Source organism: Amycolatopsis aidingensis, from assembly GCF_018885265.1.
Classification (GTDB): domain Bacteria; phylum Actinomycetota; class Actinomycetes; order Mycobacteriales; family Pseudonocardiaceae; genus Amycolatopsis; species Amycolatopsis aidingensis.
In genome coordinates this window covers 4,787,344-4,801,960 of the sequence record NZ_CP076538.1, presented here as the reverse complement: position 1 = coordinate 4,801,960, position 14,617 = coordinate 4,787,344, and the positions used below count along the sequence as shown (strand labels likewise).

Annotated in this window: 12 protein-coding genes; all 12 read left to right on the top strand. The window is 72.5% G+C overall.

Annotated elements, in window-relative coordinates; translation table 11 throughout:
* Positions 1–106 precede the first annotated feature (106 nt).
* The 12 genes from mbhE (at position 107) to KOI47_RS21825 (ending at position 14,604) form a co-directional block, all read left to right on the top strand.
* Positions 107–2,449: a hydrogen gas-evolving membrane-bound hydrogenase subunit E gene (gene mbhE, locus KOI47_RS21880; RefSeq protein ID WP_216206609.1), complete on the top strand. Its 2,343-nt coding sequence runs from the start codon at positions 107–109 to the stop codon at positions 2,447–2,449.
* Complete coding sequence (locus tag KOI47_RS21875; protein WP_216206607.1) at positions 2,446–3,006, top strand: MnhB domain-containing protein; 561 nt, start codon at positions 2,446–2,448, stop codon at positions 3,004–3,006. The genes mbhE and KOI47_RS21875 overlap by 4 nt, the downstream gene beginning before the upstream one ends.
* Positions 3,003–3,485: a Na(+)/H(+) antiporter subunit C gene (locus KOI47_RS21870; protein WP_216206604.1), complete on the top strand. Its 483-nt coding sequence runs from the start codon at positions 3,003–3,005 to the stop codon at positions 3,483–3,485. The genes KOI47_RS21875 and KOI47_RS21870 overlap by 4 nt, the downstream gene beginning before the upstream one ends.
* Positions 3,482–5,017 (top strand): Na+/H+ antiporter subunit D, encoded by a 1,536-nt coding sequence (locus KOI47_RS21865; RefSeq protein WP_216206601.1) that lies wholly within the window; start codon positions 3,482–3,484, stop codon positions 5,015–5,017. Before KOI47_RS21870 ends, KOI47_RS21865 begins: the two co-directional genes overlap by 4 nt.
* Positions 5,014–5,577, top strand: a complete 564-nt coding sequence (locus tag KOI47_RS21860) for a Na+/H+ antiporter subunit E (RefSeq protein WP_216206598.1) — start codon at positions 5,014–5,016, stop codon at positions 5,575–5,577. The genes KOI47_RS21865 and KOI47_RS21860 overlap by 4 nt, the downstream gene beginning before the upstream one ends.
* Positions 5,574–5,840: a monovalent cation/H+ antiporter complex subunit F gene (locus tag KOI47_RS21855; protein WP_216206595.1), complete on the top strand. Its 267-nt coding sequence runs from the start codon at positions 5,574–5,576 to the stop codon at positions 5,838–5,840. Before KOI47_RS21860 ends, KOI47_RS21855 begins: the two co-directional genes overlap by 4 nt.
* A gap of 5 nt (positions 5,841–5,845) precedes the next feature.
* The gene (gene mnhG, locus KOI47_RS21850) at positions 5,846–6,196 is read left to right on the top strand and encodes a monovalent cation/H(+) antiporter subunit G (RefSeq protein WP_216217459.1); all 351 of its coding nucleotides are present in this window, start codon (positions 5,846–5,848) and stop codon (positions 6,194–6,196) included.
* 104 nt (positions 6,197–6,300) lie between these two features.
* Positions 6,301–7,005: a (d)CMP kinase gene (gene cmk / locus KOI47_RS21845; RefSeq protein ID WP_216217458.1), complete on the top strand. Its 705-nt coding sequence runs from the start codon at positions 6,301–6,303 to the stop codon at positions 7,003–7,005.
* Positions 6,981–7,652 carry a lysophospholipid acyltransferase family protein gene (locus KOI47_RS21840; RefSeq protein ID WP_216206593.1) on the top strand — a complete coding sequence of 224 codons (672 nt, stop codon included), beginning with the start codon at positions 6,981–6,983 and terminating at the stop codon, positions 7,650–7,652. The genes cmk and KOI47_RS21840 overlap by 25 nt, the downstream gene beginning before the upstream one ends.
* 107 nt (positions 7,653–7,759) lie before the next feature.
* Positions 7,760–9,175, top strand: a complete 1,416-nt coding sequence (gene der, locus KOI47_RS21835; RefSeq protein ID WP_216206590.1) for a ribosome biogenesis GTPase Der — start codon at positions 7,760–7,762, stop codon at positions 9,173–9,175.
* 132 nt (positions 9,176–9,307) lie between these two features.
* The gene (locus KOI47_RS21830) at positions 9,308–13,273 is read left to right on the top strand and encodes a Pls/PosA family non-ribosomal peptide synthetase (RefSeq protein ID WP_408629840.1); all 3,966 of its coding nucleotides are present in this window, start codon (positions 9,308–9,310) and stop codon (positions 13,271–13,273) included.
* A complete protein-coding gene (locus KOI47_RS21825; protein WP_216206587.1) occupies positions 13,270–14,604 on the top strand; it encodes a M1 family metallopeptidase in 1,335 nt (444 codons plus the stop codon). The genes KOI47_RS21830 and KOI47_RS21825 overlap by 4 nt, the downstream gene beginning before the upstream one ends.
* The last annotated feature ends 13 nt before the right edge of the window (positions 14,605–14,617 follow it).

The following is a 14,617-nucleotide window of genomic DNA, read 5'->3' as shown; positions in this document are numbered from 1 at the left end:
GTAACCGATTCCGCAAAACGCCTGCTCGCGCAGCCCGGAAATCCCGGCCCCATCGATCCGCATGTGATTACGTACCGGCGGGACACGAAACGGTGGTGAGGCAGGCGTGCTGGTCGCGATCGCGGTGCACTTCGCGGTGGCCTGCGTGCTGCCGCTGGTGGCGCGGCGGTACGGGCGGTGGGCTTTCGGGGTAGCGGCACTCGTCCCCGCCGGCACCCTCGGGTACTCCTTCCTCCGGTTCACCCCAGGGGACGGGCCGGTGACCGAGTCCTTCTCCTGGGCCCCCCGGATCGGCCTCGACCTCGTGCTGCGGCTGGACGCGCTGGCCATGGTGATGATCGTGCTGGTCGCCGGGATCGGTGCGCTGGTGCTGTGCTACTACGCCTGCTACGCCAAGCCTGGTGGCAGCGACATCAGCCGGAACTCGGTGCTGCTGCTCGTCTTCGCCGGGTCCATGCTGGGCCTCGTCCTCGCCGACGACGTGTTCTCGCTCTACATCTTCTGGGAGCTGACGACGGTCTGCTCCTTCCTGCTGGTCGGCGGCGACGGCATCGGCAAGAACGTGCGCCGCTCGGCCATGCAGGCGCTGCTGGTCACCGCGCTCGGCGGGCTGGCCATGCTGCTGGGGCTGATCCTGCTCGGGGTACAGGCAGGCACCTTCCGGGTGTCCGAGATCGTGGCCGCACCGCCGAGCGGGACGGTGGTGGACATCGCCGTGGTGCTGGTGCTCCTCGGTGCCTTCACCAAGTCCGCGCAGGTGCCCTTCCATCCCTGGTTGCCCGCGGCGATGGTCGCCCCGACCCCGGTGAGCGCCTACCTGCACGCCGCGGCCATGGTCAAGGCCGGGGTCTACCTGGTGGCCCGGTTCGCCCCCGGCTTCGCCGACCTGCCAGCCTGGTGGGTCCCGGTGCTGGTACTCGGGGTGTGGACCATGGTGCTGGGCGGCTTCCGGGCCCTGCGCGAGCACGACCTGAAGATCCTGCTGGCCTTCGGCACGGTCAGCCAGCTCGGCTTTCTCATGGTGCTGCTCGGCACCGGCAGCTACCTCGCCGCCATCGCGGGTGCCACGATGCTGCTCGCGCACGGGTTCTTCAAGTCCACCCTGTTCCTCACCGTGGGCGCGATCGACCGGCGGACCGGGACCAGGGACATCCGGGAGCTGTCCGGCCTCGGCGCGCGCTGGCCCGCGGTGGCCGTGCTGGCCGGACTGGCCGCCGCCTCGATGGCCGGGGTGCCCCCACTGCTGGGGTTCGTCGGCAAGGAGGCGGCGCTGGAGGCCTACACCGGGGGCGGGCCCCGCGAGGTCGCCGTGCTGGCCGGGCTGGTGCTCGGCTCGGTGTTCACCGTTGCCTACAGCCTGCGGTTCCTGGTCGGCGCCTTCGGCACCCGGCGCGGGGCGAAACCCGCGCAACCGCAGGCACCCGGCGCCGGTTTCGGGGTGACGATCGCCCTGCCCGCCCTGGCCGGGCTGGTGCTGCCGCTGGTGGTGGGGCAGGTCGAGCCGTTGCTCGCGGAGTACGCGGGGGCCTACCCCGCGGGTGCGGAGCCGTATCACCTCGCGCTCTGGCACGGCTGGACCCTGCCGCTGCTGCTGTCCGCGGTGATCCTCGGCTGCGGCTACCTCGCGCACCGGGCCAACCCGGTCGTGCTGCGGATGTCCGGCTGGGTACCGGGGCCGCTGCACGCCCAGCGCGGCTACCACCGGGCGGTGACCGGCCTGGACGGCCTTGCGCACGGCTTCACCGGCCGGGTGCAGACCGGGTCCCTGCCCACCTATATCGGCACGATCCTGCTGGCCGTGGTGCTGGTGCCGGGGACAGGGCTGCTCACCGGCGCGGTGGACGGGGGCGTCCCCGCGCTGTTCGACACCTGGTTGCAGCTGCCGGTGGCGATCGTGGTGCTGGTGGCCACCGCCACCGTGCTGCTGGCCCGGCGCAGGCTGACCGCCGTGCTGCTCACCGGGGTGGTCGGCTACGGCATCGGCGCGCTGTTCCTTGTGCACGGCGGCACCGACCTCGCACTGGCGCAGTTCCTTGTCGAGTCGCTGACCCTGGTCGTGTTCGTGTTCGTGCTGCGCCGGTTCCCTTCCTCCTTCGTCCAGCCGCATCCGCCGATCCGCAGCACCCGCTGGATGAAGGCGACCGTGGCGGGCGTGGGCGGGGTGTTCGTGGCGCTGCTGGCGGTGCTGTTCTCCGGTAACCGGCCGGAGCCCTCAGCGGCCTCCACCGAGTACCTCCAGCGGGCGCTGCCCGAGGCGGGGGCGCACAACGTGGTGAACGCGATCCTGGTCGACTTCCGTGCCTTCGACACCGTTGGCGAGATCGTGGTGCTCGCCGTCGCGGCCACCGGGGCGGCCAGCCTGGCCCTGGCCACCTACCTGCCCCGGCGCCGGACCGGAGCCCATCCGCGGGAGGACGAGCCCGACCAGGAGACCGAGGAGCACCGATGAGCGAGCCGGAGCGGGCGGAGCCGGTGCACTGGACGGAGTGGGACCGGCCGCGGGAGCGGTGGCTGCTGGCGGAACACAGCACCCACGGCTGGCCGCGGTCCCTGCTGCTGGAGGTGTCCACCAGGGTCATCTTCCCGACCGTGCTGGTGGTGTCGCTGTACCTGCTGTTCGCAGGGCACCACTACGCGGGCGGCGGGTTCACCGGCGGCCTCGTCGCCGGGCTCGCCTTCGTGCTGCGTTACGTCGCGGGTGGCAGCGCCGAGATCGCCGCCGCCACCCGGATCCGGCCGCCGGTGCTGATCGGCTACGGCCTGACCGTCGCGGTGCTCACCGCGCTCGTCCCGGTCGCCTTCGGCGAGCCGGTGTTGTCCAGCGCGGTGTGGACGCTGCATCCGCCGGTGCTCGGCGAACTCGAGATCGTCAGCAGCCTCGCCCTGGACATCGGGGTGTACCTGCTGATCGTGGGGGTGGTGCTGGACCTGCTGCGCACGCTCGGCGCCGGGATCGAGAACCGCGAACTGGAGCGGCAGCACGAGGAGGAGGCCGAGCCCCTGTGACCATCAACCTGACCATGGCCGTCGTCCTCGCCGCGCTCTACGCGGCCGGTTTCTACCTGATCATGCAGCGCTCGCTGATGCGGGTGATTCTCGGCATCGTGCTGCTCGGGCACGGCGCCAACCTGTTCCTGCAGGTCGCAGGCGGGCCGCCGGGGGCGCCGCCGTTCATCGGGATGGCCGCGCTGGACGAGATGTCCGACCCGCTGCCACAAGCCATGGCGCTCACCGCGATCGTGATCACCTTCGGCCTGCTCACCTTCCTGCTCGCGCTGGCCTACCGGTCCTGGGTGCTGCTCGGGCACGACGAGGTGCGGGACGACCTCGAGGACCGCCGGATCGCCGAGGCCGTGGCGGAGGCGCAGGAGATGAGCGCCGCCGCGGAGACCACCGAGGCCGAGGACCCTGAGGACCCTGAGGACACCAGGGAGACCGATGAGCCGGGCGAGTCCGGGGGCAACGGAGCGGGGGTACGCCGGTGACCACCCTGGTCTCGCTGCCCGTGCTGCTGCCGCTGCTGGCGGCGGCGCTGTCCCTGGTGGTGCGGCGCTCGCCCGCGGCACAGCGGCTGCTCGGCGTACTGGTGCTCACCGCGATCGCGGCCGTGGCCACGGTCCTGCTGGTGCATGCGGACGAGCAGGGGCCGGTGGTGCTGCAACTCGGCGGGCACGCGCCGCCCTTCGGGATCACCCTGATCGCCGACCGGCTCTCCGCGTTGTTGCTGCTGGTGTCGGCCGTGGTCACACTCGCCGTGCTGATCTTCTCCATCGGCCAGCGGATCGTGGACTACGGCCGCGGCACCACCTCCACCGCCTTCCTTCCGATGTACCTGGTGCTCTGCGCCGGGGTGTCCATGGCCTACCTGACCGGTGACCTGTTCAACCTGTTCGTCGCCTTCGAGATCATGCTGTCCGCCTCCTACGTGCTGATCACCAGGCGGAGCAACGCGCCACGGGTGCGGGCCGGGATGACCTACGTGATCGTCAGCCTCACCTCCTCGTTGCTGTTCCTCACCATGGTCGCCCTGGTGTACGCGGCCACCGGCACGGTGAACCTTGCCGATCTCGCCGAGCGGGTCGCCGAACTGCCCGAGGGCGTCAAGACGGTGCTCGGGCTGCTGGTCGTGGTGGTGTTCGGGATCAAGGCCGCGCTGGTGCCGCTGCACTTCTGGCTGCCGGACAGCTACCCGACCGCCCCGGCCCCGATCACCGCGGTGTTCGCAGGGCTGCTGACCAAGGTCGGGGTGTACGCGCTGATCCGCACCCAGGCGCTGGTGTTCGACCACGACACGAGCTGGGTGCTGCTGCTGGTGGTGGCGGTGCTGACCATGCTCGTCGGGGTGCTCGGCGCGATCGCGCAGAACGACATCAACCGGCTGATGTCCTTCCTGCTGGTCAGCCACATCGGGTACATGCTGTTCGGGCTCGCGCTGTTCACCGTGATCGGGCTCACCGGGGTGATCCTGTACGTGGTGCACCACATCATCGTGCAGGCGGCGTTGTTCCTGGTCAGCGGTGTGGTCACCCGGCACACCGGCACCGTGTCCCTGCGCGATATGTCCGGGGTGGCCAAGGCCTATCCGCTGGTCGCGGTGCTGTTCGCGATCCCGGCGCTGAGCCTGGCGGGTATCCCGCCGTTCTCCGGGTTCGTCGCCAAGATCGCGTTGCTGCGCGCCGGGGCCGAGGTGGCCACCCCGATGGCGTACCTGGTCACCGCGGGGGCGGTGCTGACCAGCCTGCTGACCCTCTACGCGGTGGCCAAGATCTGGGTGGGCTCGTTCTGGGGCAAGGAGTGCCCGCCGCAGCCGGACCCCGACCCGACCGACGAGGTGACCGTCGGCACCGGCGCGACCTCGCGGCCGATGCTGCTGGCCACCGGCGGCCTGGTGGTGGCCGGGGTCGCGGTGGCGGTACTGGCGGGTCCGCTGTCCGCGATCAGCGAGCGCGCGGCGAACGACCTGCTGGATGGCAGCGCGTACCGGGAGGCGGTACTCGGGCACGGAGGTGACCGATGATCCGGCAACGCTTCTCCCTCACGATGTTCGTCTGGCTGCTGCTGGTCTGGTTTCTGCTGTGGGGCTCGGTCGATCCGTTCATCGTGCTCACCGGGGCTGTGGTGGCGCTGGGCGTGCTGCTGCTGTTCCCACTGCCCACCAGGCCCGGGTTGTTCGTGCGGCCGCTGCGCCTGCTGCGGCTGGTGGTGTTCGTGGTGGCCGACCTGACCGCCTCGGCCTTCCAGACGGCCTGGTTCGTGCTCCGCTACGGCCGCTCGGTGCGGCAGGCGGTGCTGTCGGTTCCGGTGCTGTCCGACCGCGACCACGCCGTGGTGGCCGCGGCGAACATGGTCTCGCTGACCCCTGGCAAGTTCGTGCTGCAGATCGACCGGCAGCGCGGGATCTACTACGTCTATGCCCTCGGGGTGCGCTCCGCGCGGGAGGCCGCCAGGGCCCATGACCAGGTGCTCGAGTTGCAGATCCGGGTGGTCGAGGCGCTCGGCAGCGCGCAGGAGGCCGCCACCGTACGGGACCGGGTGGCCGCCGCGCGCCGCACACCCGCGAAGGGAGGTGCCCGGTGACCCTCGTCGTTTCCATCGCCTTCGGCCTGCTGTCCCTTGCCGCGCTGCTCACCCTGGTGCGGCTGGTGCGCGGCCCGAGCACTCTGGACCGGATCCTGGCGCTGGACATGCTGCTGGTGCTGATCCTGGCCGGGGTCTGCGTGGAGATGGCGATGTCCCAGCGCTCGCTGAACGTCGCCTTGCTGCTGTCGGTGGCGCTGCTGGCCTTCGTCGGCTCGCTGTGCGCGGTCAAGCTCGCCGAGCGCAGGGAGGAGTACCAGTGACCCCGCTGACCGTCCGGGACACGATCTCCGCGGTACTCCTGCTCACCGGCACCGCGCTGTGCCTGCTCGGCGCGCTCGGCCTGCTGCGGTTCCCCGACCTGCTCACCCGCCTGCAGGCGGCCACCAAGACCCAGACCTTCGGGTTGCTGTTGGTGCTGGCGGGTGCGGCGGTGCGGCTGGAACCGCGGTACGCGGCCGCGCTGGTGCTGGTCGCGCTGTTCCAGGTGATCACCGCGCCGGTGCTGTCCCAGCTGTTCGGCAAGGCCGGTTACCGCACCGGGGCGGTGCAGCGGCCTGCCATGGAGGTGGACGAGCTGGACGAACGGCTGCGCGCGGAGGGCGGGCAAGCCGACTGATCCCGCCGCGGGCCCTCCCGGCAGAATAAGACGCTGGACGCGCGGCTGGTGAGCGGCCGAGGAACGGCTAAGGAGGCGTATCGGTGTCGGGAGCCCTACGTGGTGTGGTCGCGCTGGACGGCCCGTCGGGAACCGGGAAGACCACGGTGGCGCGCACGCTCGCCTCCCGGCTGGGAGCGGGCTACCTGGACACCGGTGCGATGTACCGGCTGGTCACCCTGGCCGTGCTGCGCGCGGGGATCGACCCCGCCGACGCGGCCGCGGTTGCCGGGCATGCCCGCACCGTCGAGCTGGATGTCGGCACCGACCCCCAACGGCCCGCGGCGCTGCTCGCCGGTGCCGAGGTGGCGGCCGAGATCCGCACCGAGGAGGTCAACCGCGCGGTGTCCCCGGTTTCCGCGGTCCCCGAGGTACGCGAGCTGCTGGTGGCGCGGCAGCGGGAGATCATCGCCAGGGTGCTGGCCACCACCGGCGGCATCGTGGTCGAGGGCAGGGACATCGGCACGGTGGTCGCCCCGGACGCGGAGCTGAAGATCTACCTGACCGCCTCCGCCGACGTCCGGGCCGCGCGCCGGGGCGCGCAGGACGCCGCGGCCGGCCGGGCCGGTGCGCCGGACGACACCCGTGCCTCGGTCGAGCGCAGGGACCGGCTGGACTCCACCCGCGCGGCCTCGCCGTTGCGCCAGGCCGAGGACGCCGTGCCGGTGGACACCTCGGAGCTGAACATCGACCAGGTGATCATCGCGCTGAGTGAGCTGGCCTGCCGGCGCGGCCTGCTGAACGGATGTACCGCGGAGGCGACCCGGTGAGCACGGCCGGGTTGCCGGAGGGCGCCGCACCCCGGCTGCACGACTTCGCCCGGTTCATCGGTACCTTCTGTTTCCGGCCCGCGTTCCGGCTCCGGCTGCATGGCCTGGAACGGGTGCCGCGGACCGGGCCGGTGGTGCTGATCGCCAACCACAGCTCGTTCCTCGAACCGCAACTGATCTTCGGAATGCTGCCGCGGCGCTCGGTGTTCCTGGTCAAGCGGGAACTGTTCCGCGGGGCGGTCGGCTGGGCGCTGCGGCGGCTCGGGCAGATCCCGGTCCGCCGGGGCGAACCGGACCGCGAGCCGTTGCTGATCGCGGCCCGCCTGCTGCGTGAGGGTGGCCTGATCGGGGTGTTCCCCGAGGGCGGCCGCGGGGCAGGCGATGTGACCGAGGCGCAGCGCGGGGCGGCCTGGCTGGTGCGCAACTCCGGCGCCGTGGTGCTGCCGGTGGCCACCAGGGGCACCCGCAGGCCCGATGGCAGCGGGCGACGGTTCCGGCCGGTGGTGGACCTGCTGGTCGGCGAGCCCTTCACGGTGCGGGTGGGCCCCGGCAGGGCGGGGCTGGTGGAGGCCACCGAGCGGATGCGTTCCGAGCTCGCGGACCTGGTCCGCACCCTGGACGACTGGCGCGAGGAACATCGCGCCTGACTAGAGAGAAGAGTCATGACACCCCTTGGGTCAACCCGTGGCAGTCAAAGTGACCACAGCGCGCGACGCGATCCCAGACGCCGCCCGCAAACCGCGGAGGAGCAAGCATGACCGAGGCTGATGGCACGTGGTCCGACGAGTCGGAGTTCGCCGCGCTCGACACGCAGGTGATCGAGGGTGAGCAGGCCGCGGAGGAGGAACTCGCCCAGCCGGTACTGGCCGTGGTGGGCAGGCCGAACGTCGGTAAGTCGACGCTGGTCAACCGCATCCTCGGCCGCCGCGAGGCGGTGGTGCAGGACGTGCCGGGGGTGACCAGGGACCGGGTCGCCTACGACGCGCTGTGGAGTGGGCGCCGGTTCACCGTGGTGGACACCGGCGGCTGGGAGCACGGCGCCACCGGCCTGCGGGGCGCGGTGGCCGCGCAGGCCGAGATCGCCATGTCCACCGCGGACGCCGTACTGCTCGTGGTGGACGCCACGGTGGGCGCGACTGCCACGGACGAGGCCGTGGCCAGGGTGCTGCGGCGGTCGAAGCGGCCGGTGCTGCTGGCGGCGAACAAGGTGGACGACGAGCGGTTGCTGGCCGAAACCGCCGCGCTGTGGTCGCTCGGCCTCGGCGAGCCGCAACCGGTGAGCGCGCTGCACGGGCGCAGTTCAGGGGACCTGCTGGACGCCATCGTGGCCGCGCTGCCCGAGGCGCCGCGGGACCGGGACCGGGTGGCGGGACCGCGCCGGGTCGCACTGGTCGGCAAGCCCAACGTCGGCAAGTCCAGCCTGCTGAACAAGCTGGCCGGGGAGCAGCGCGCGGTGGTGGACGAGGTGGCGGGCACCACGGTGGACCCGGTGGACTCGCTGGTCGAGGTGGACGAGGAGATCTGGCGGTTCGTGGACACCGCGGGCCTGCGCAAACGGGTGCAGACCGCCAGCGGTGCCGAGTACTACGCCTCGCTGCGCACCAAGACCGCGATCGACGCCGCCGAGGTGGCGATCGTGCTGCTGGACGCCAGCCAGCCGCTTTCCGAGCAGGACCTGCGGGTGCTCAGCACGGTGGTGGAGGCCGGCAGGGCCTGTGTGCTGGCCATGAACAAATGGGACCTGGTCGACGAGGAACGCCGGTACCAGCTGGAGAAGGAGCTGGACCGCGGGCTGGTACGGGTGCCGTGGGCGGAGCGGGTGAACATCTCCGCGCTCACCGGCCGCTCGGTGCGCAAGCTCGCGCCCGCGCTGCGCACCGCGCTGGAGTCCTGGGACAAGCGGGTGCCAACCGGTCAGCTGAACGGGTGGTTGTCCGACCTGATCGCGGCCACCCCGCCGCCGGTGCGCGGCGGCAAGCAGCCCAAGGTGCTGTTCGCCACCCAGGCCGGGGTGCGGCCGCCCACGCTGGTCCTGTTCACCACCGGTTTCCTGGAGGCAGGCTACCGGCGGTTCGTGGAGCGCAAGTTCCGCGAGACCTTCGGCTTCCCCGGCAGCCCGGTGCGGATCAGCGTGCGGGTGCGGGAGAAGAAGCCGAAGAAGTCGCGCTGACCTGGGACGTGAGACCGAACACTTCGGTGTGACCCTGGCGAGACCTGGTGTTCATCCCCGCGTAGGGTGGTCGGTCGCACGGGCGCCCACACACCGGGAGGGGCAGGCCCGACGAGAACCCTGTGAGGGTGCGTGACGCTCACTGCCGACCGGCGGCCTGCCGCTGACCTGCTCTTTCCGCCGATCCACTGCGGGACCGCCGCGATCGGGGAACCGGCCGCCGCGCCGCAGGAGCGGGCCCTGTACTGGTCCGGCCTCGCCCCGAGCGAGCGGACCCTCCTGGACATCCTGGCCGAAACCGCCGCCCGCCACCCCGGCGCGCCTGCCATCGACGACGGCCGGACCGTGCTCAGCTACCGGGCGCTCGCCGCCGAGGTGGAGGCGGTCCGTGCCCGGCTGGACGCGCTCGGGATCGGCGTCGGGGACCGGGTCGGGGTGCGGATCTCCTCCGGCACCGCCGAGCTGTACATCGCGGTGCTGGCGGTACTCGCGGCCGGGGCGGCCTATGTCCCGGTGGATGCCGAGGACCCCGAGGAACGGGCCGCGCTGGTGTTCGGCGAGGCAGGGGTCTGCGCCGTGCTCACCGACGGCGGCACCATCACCGCCCTCGGCGCGCCCGCGGGGCCGCGCCCAGGTACCCGGCCCGCCCCCGGCGACGACGCCTGGATCATCTTCACCTCCGGCTCCACCGGGAAACCCAAGGGCGTCGCGGTCAGCCACGGTTCCGCCGCCGCCTTCGTGGACGCCGAGGCCGAGCTGTTCCTGACCGAGGAGCCGATCGGGCCCGGCGACCGGGTGCTGGCCGGGCTGTCGGTGGCCTTCGACGCCTCCTGCGAGGAGATGTGGCTGGCCTGGCGGCACGGCGCCTGCCTGGTGCCCGCGCCCCGCTCCCTGGTGCGCACCGGGGTGGACCTCGGCCCCTGGCTGGTGCGGCAGCGGATCTCCATCGTGTCCACGGTGCCCACCCTGGCCGCGTTGTGGCCCGCGGACGCGCTGGAGGACGTCCGGCTGCTGATCTTCGGCGGCGAGGCCTGCCCGCCGGAACTGGCCGAGCGGGTGGCGGTGGAAGGCCGCGAGGTGTGGAACACCTACGGCCCCACCGAGACCACCGTGGTGGCCTGCGCGGCGCAGCTCACCGGCGAGGGACCGGTGCGGATCGGGCTGCCGCTGCTCGGCTGGCAGCTCGCGGTGGTGGACGAGGGCGGCGAGCCGGTGCCGATGGGGGAGACCGGTGAGCTGGTGATCGGCGGTGTCGGCCTGGCCCGCTACCTCGACCCGGCCAAGGACGCGGAGAAGTTCGCCCCGCTGCCCGCGCTCGGCTGGCCGCGGGCGTACCGCAGCGGCGACCTGGTCCGGGCCGAGCCCGCGGGGCTGGTGTTCGTCGGCAGGGCCGACGAGCAGGTCAAGCTCGGCGGGCGGCGGATCGAGCTCGGCGAGGTGGATGCCGCGCTGCAGGCCCTGCCCGGGGTGGCCGGTGCGGCTGCCGCGGTGCGCACCACCCCGGCGGGCAACCAGGTGCTGGTCGGCTACCTGGTCGCCGCGGAACCCGGCTTCGACACCGAGGCCGCGGGCGCGGCACTGGCCGCGCGGCTGCCTGCCGCCCTGGTCCCGCTGCTCGCGGTGGTGGACGATCTGCCGACCCGCACCTCCGGCAAGGTCGACCGGGACGCCCTGCCCTGGCCGCTGCCCGGCGCCGCGACCGGCAAGGCGGGCAAGGCCGGTGGCTCGAAGAAGGCACTCTCGGCCACCGAGGACTGGCTGGCCCGGCTGTGGACGGAGATCCTCGGGGTGTCCGTGTCCGACCCGCGGGCCGACTTCTTCGCGCATGGGGGCGGCAGCCTCACCGCGGCCCAGCTGGTCGCCCGCGTCCGCGAGCACTACCCGCAGGTCTCCGTCAGCGACCTCTACCAGCAGCCACGGCTCGGCTCACTGGCCGCGAACCTGGACGCCGCCGGCGGCGCGCGGGCCGAGCAGCGGGAGGTCACCCCGGTTCCGCGGCGTACCGGCCTGCTGCAGGCGGTGCTGTTGCTGCCCCTGCTCACCCTGGTCGGGTTGCGGTGGACCACCATCGCTGCGGCCCTTTCCACCCTGTTGTCCGGCCTCGGGGTGGCCGGCTGGGCGCCCGCGACACCCTGGTGGGTGCTCGGGGTGGCCTGGCTGGTGCTGTTCAGCCCGGCGGGCCGGATCGCGGTGTCCGCGGGCGGTGCCCGCCTGCTGCTGCGCGGCGTGCGACCCGGAAGCCACCCCCGCGGCGGCCGGGTCCACCTGCGTCTGTGGGCGGCCCAGCGGCTGGCCGACGTCAGCGGCGCGGCCGGGGTGTCCGGGGCATCCTGGATGACCCAGTACGCGCGAGCACTGGGCGCGAAGGTCGGCAAGGAGGTCGACCTGCATGCCCCGCCCCCGGTCACCGGGATGTTGAAGCTGGGCCGTGGCGCCGCGGTGGAACCGGAGGCCGACCTTTCCGGCTACTGGGTCGACGGGGACCTGGTGCACATCGGCAAGATCCGGGTGGGTGCCGGGGCGCGGATCGGCGCGCGCAGCACCCTGCTGCCAGGGGTCAGGGTGGGCAAGGGCGCGGAGATCGCCCCCGGTTCCACCGTGCGCGGAGCGGTGCCAGCCGGGCGGCGCTGGGCCGGTTCGCCCGCGGCCCGGCAGCAGAAGAACGCGCTGAAGTGGCCGTCCAGCAGGCCACCGCGGTCAAGGCGGTGGGCGACGGTCTACGGGCTGACCTCGGTGCTGCTGGGCCTGCTGCCTGCCATCGCCGCGTTCCCCGGCCTGCTGGTGCTGGCCGGGGCGGTGTCCGGGGCGCCGAGCCAGGGCGCGGCCCTCGGCAGCGCCCTGCTCGCGGTGCCGGTGGCGACGCTGGCCTACTTCGGCTGCTACGCCCTGCTGGTGCTGCTCGGCGTGCGCGCACTCAGCCTCGGCATGCACGAGGGCTACCACCCCGTGCACGGCAGGGCCGCCTGGCAGGTATGGGCCACCGAGCGGCTGATGGACATGGCAAGGGACGATCTGTTCCCGCTGTACGCCAGCCTGCTCACCCCGGTATGGCTGCGGCTGCTCGGCGCGAAGGTCGGGCGGGGCGTGGAGGCTTCCACCGTGCTGGCCCTGCCGAAGATGACCAAGGTCGCCGACGGGGCATTCCTCGCCGACGACACCATGATCGCCACCTATCAGCTTGGGCACGGCTGGCTGCATGTCGCCCCGGCGCGGATCGGCAAGCAGGCCTTCCTCGGCAACTCCGGGATGACAGCGGCCGGGCGGGCGGTGCCGAAACGCGGCCTGGTCGGGGTGCTGTCCGCCACCCCTGCCAAGGCAAAGAAGGGCTCCTCCTGGCTCGGCATGCCGCCGATGCCGCTGCGCCGCGCGGTGGAGGAGTCGGACACCAGCCGTACCTTCACCCCGCCCGCGCGGCTCAAGCTGGCCAGGGCGGTGGTGGAGCTATGCCGGATCGTGCCGGTGATGTGCGGGGTCGCGCTGGCCGTGCTGGTGCTGTTCGCCTTGCAGGCGCTGCAGTCCGCCCTCGGCCTGTGGGCGGCCGCGCTGCTGTCCGGCACGGTGCTCGCCGCGGCCGGGGTGCTGGCCTGCGTGCTGACCACCGCGGCGAAGTGGTCGCTCGCCGGGCGGTTCCGGCCGGTGGAGCATCCACTGTGGAGCTCCTTCGTGTGGCGGGCCGAGCTGGCCGACACCTTCGTCGAGGTGCTCGCCGTTCCCTGGCTGGCGGGCCTCGCCGGTGGCACCCCGCTGCTGCCGGCCTGGCTGCGCAGCATGGGCGCGCGGATCGGTCGCGGGGTGTGGCTGGAGAGCTACTGGTTGCCGGAGTCGGACCTGGTGCGTCTCGGTGAAGGAGCGACGATCAACCGGGGTTGCGTGGTGCAGACCCACCTGTTCCATGATCGGATCATGAGCATGGACACCGTCGAGCTGGCCGCCGGTGCCACCCTGGGTCCGCACGGCATCGTGCTGCCCGGCGCGAGCATCGGCGCCCGCACCACCGTCGGCCCCGGCTCCCTGGTGACGAGGGGAGACGCCGTTCCCGCCGACTCCCGCTGGCTCGGCAACCCGATCGCGGCCTGGCCGGGAGGGCGCCACCGGTGACCCATCCGAAGGCCGCCCCACCGGCTCCGGGGGCGGAGACCTCCGGCGACTCCTACCTCCCCGACCACGGCAACGGTGGATACCGCGTCCGGCACTACGACCTCGACCTCGACTACCGGCTCGGGCCGAACCGGCTGTCCGCGCGGGCCAGGATCACCGCCGTGACCACTCAGGCGCTGTCGCGGTTCAGTCTCGATCTGGTCGGGTTCCGGGTGAGCAGGGTGCTGGTGGACTCCCGGCAGGCCAAGTTCACCCGGCACGGGCACAAGCTGCGGGTGAAACCGGCCCGTTCCCTGGCAGCGGGGGCCGAGTTCGTGGTGGAGGTCCGCTACGTGGGCAACCCGCGACCGCTCGGCGGGCCGTGGGGCGACATCGGCTGGGACGAGCTGACCGACGGCGCGCTGGTGGCAAGCCAGCCCGTGGGAGCCCCGTCCTGGTTTCCCTGCAACGACCATCCCGCGGACAAGGCCTCCTACCGGATTGCGGTCACCACCTCCTCTCCGTACGCGGTGCTGGTCACCGGTTACCTTGTCTCCCGCGGCAGGCAGGCCAGCACCACCACCTGGGTCTACGAGCGGCCCGAACCGACCTCCACCTACCTGATGAGTGTCCAGATAGGACAGTACGTGGATGTGGAGCTCGCCGGTGGGCCGGTGCCGCAGCGGGCCGCGGCACCCGCGCGGCTGGGCGCGGCGTTGCGACACGACTTCGGCAGGCAGCGGGCGATGATGGACATGTGCCAGCGCCTGTTCGGGCCGTACCCGTTCGGCGAGTATCAGGTCGTGGTGACCGACGACGAGCTGGACGACCCGATCGAGGCGCAGGGCATGTCGGTGTTCGGCGCCAACCACGTGGACGGCTTGCGCACGCACGAGCGGCTGGTGGTGCACGAGCTGGCGCACCAGTGGTTCGGCAACTGCCTCACCGTGGCCGGCTGGCGGCACATCTGGCTGAACGAGGGCTTCGCGACCTATGTGGAATGGTTGTGGTCGGAGGAGTCCGGCGGCACGCCCGCGGCGGAACTGGCCAGCCGGTGGCACGCCGAGATCGCCGGTGATCCCGCCGACCTGCGGATCGCCGATCCGGGTATGCCGGGCCTCTTCGACCGGCGGGTGTACAAGCGCGGCGCGCTCACCCTGCATGCGCTACGCCACCGCCTCGGGGACGACACCTTCTTCGCGCTGCTGAAGGACTGGGTAGCCACGCACCGGCACGGTACGGTGCGCACCGAGGACTTCACCGCGCTCGCGGCCGAGCACGCCGGGGCGGACCTCGGCGCGTTCTTCGCCACCTGGCTGGACGACCCCAGGATGCCCGGGCCGCCTGGTTAGGTTTCGGGGCTCA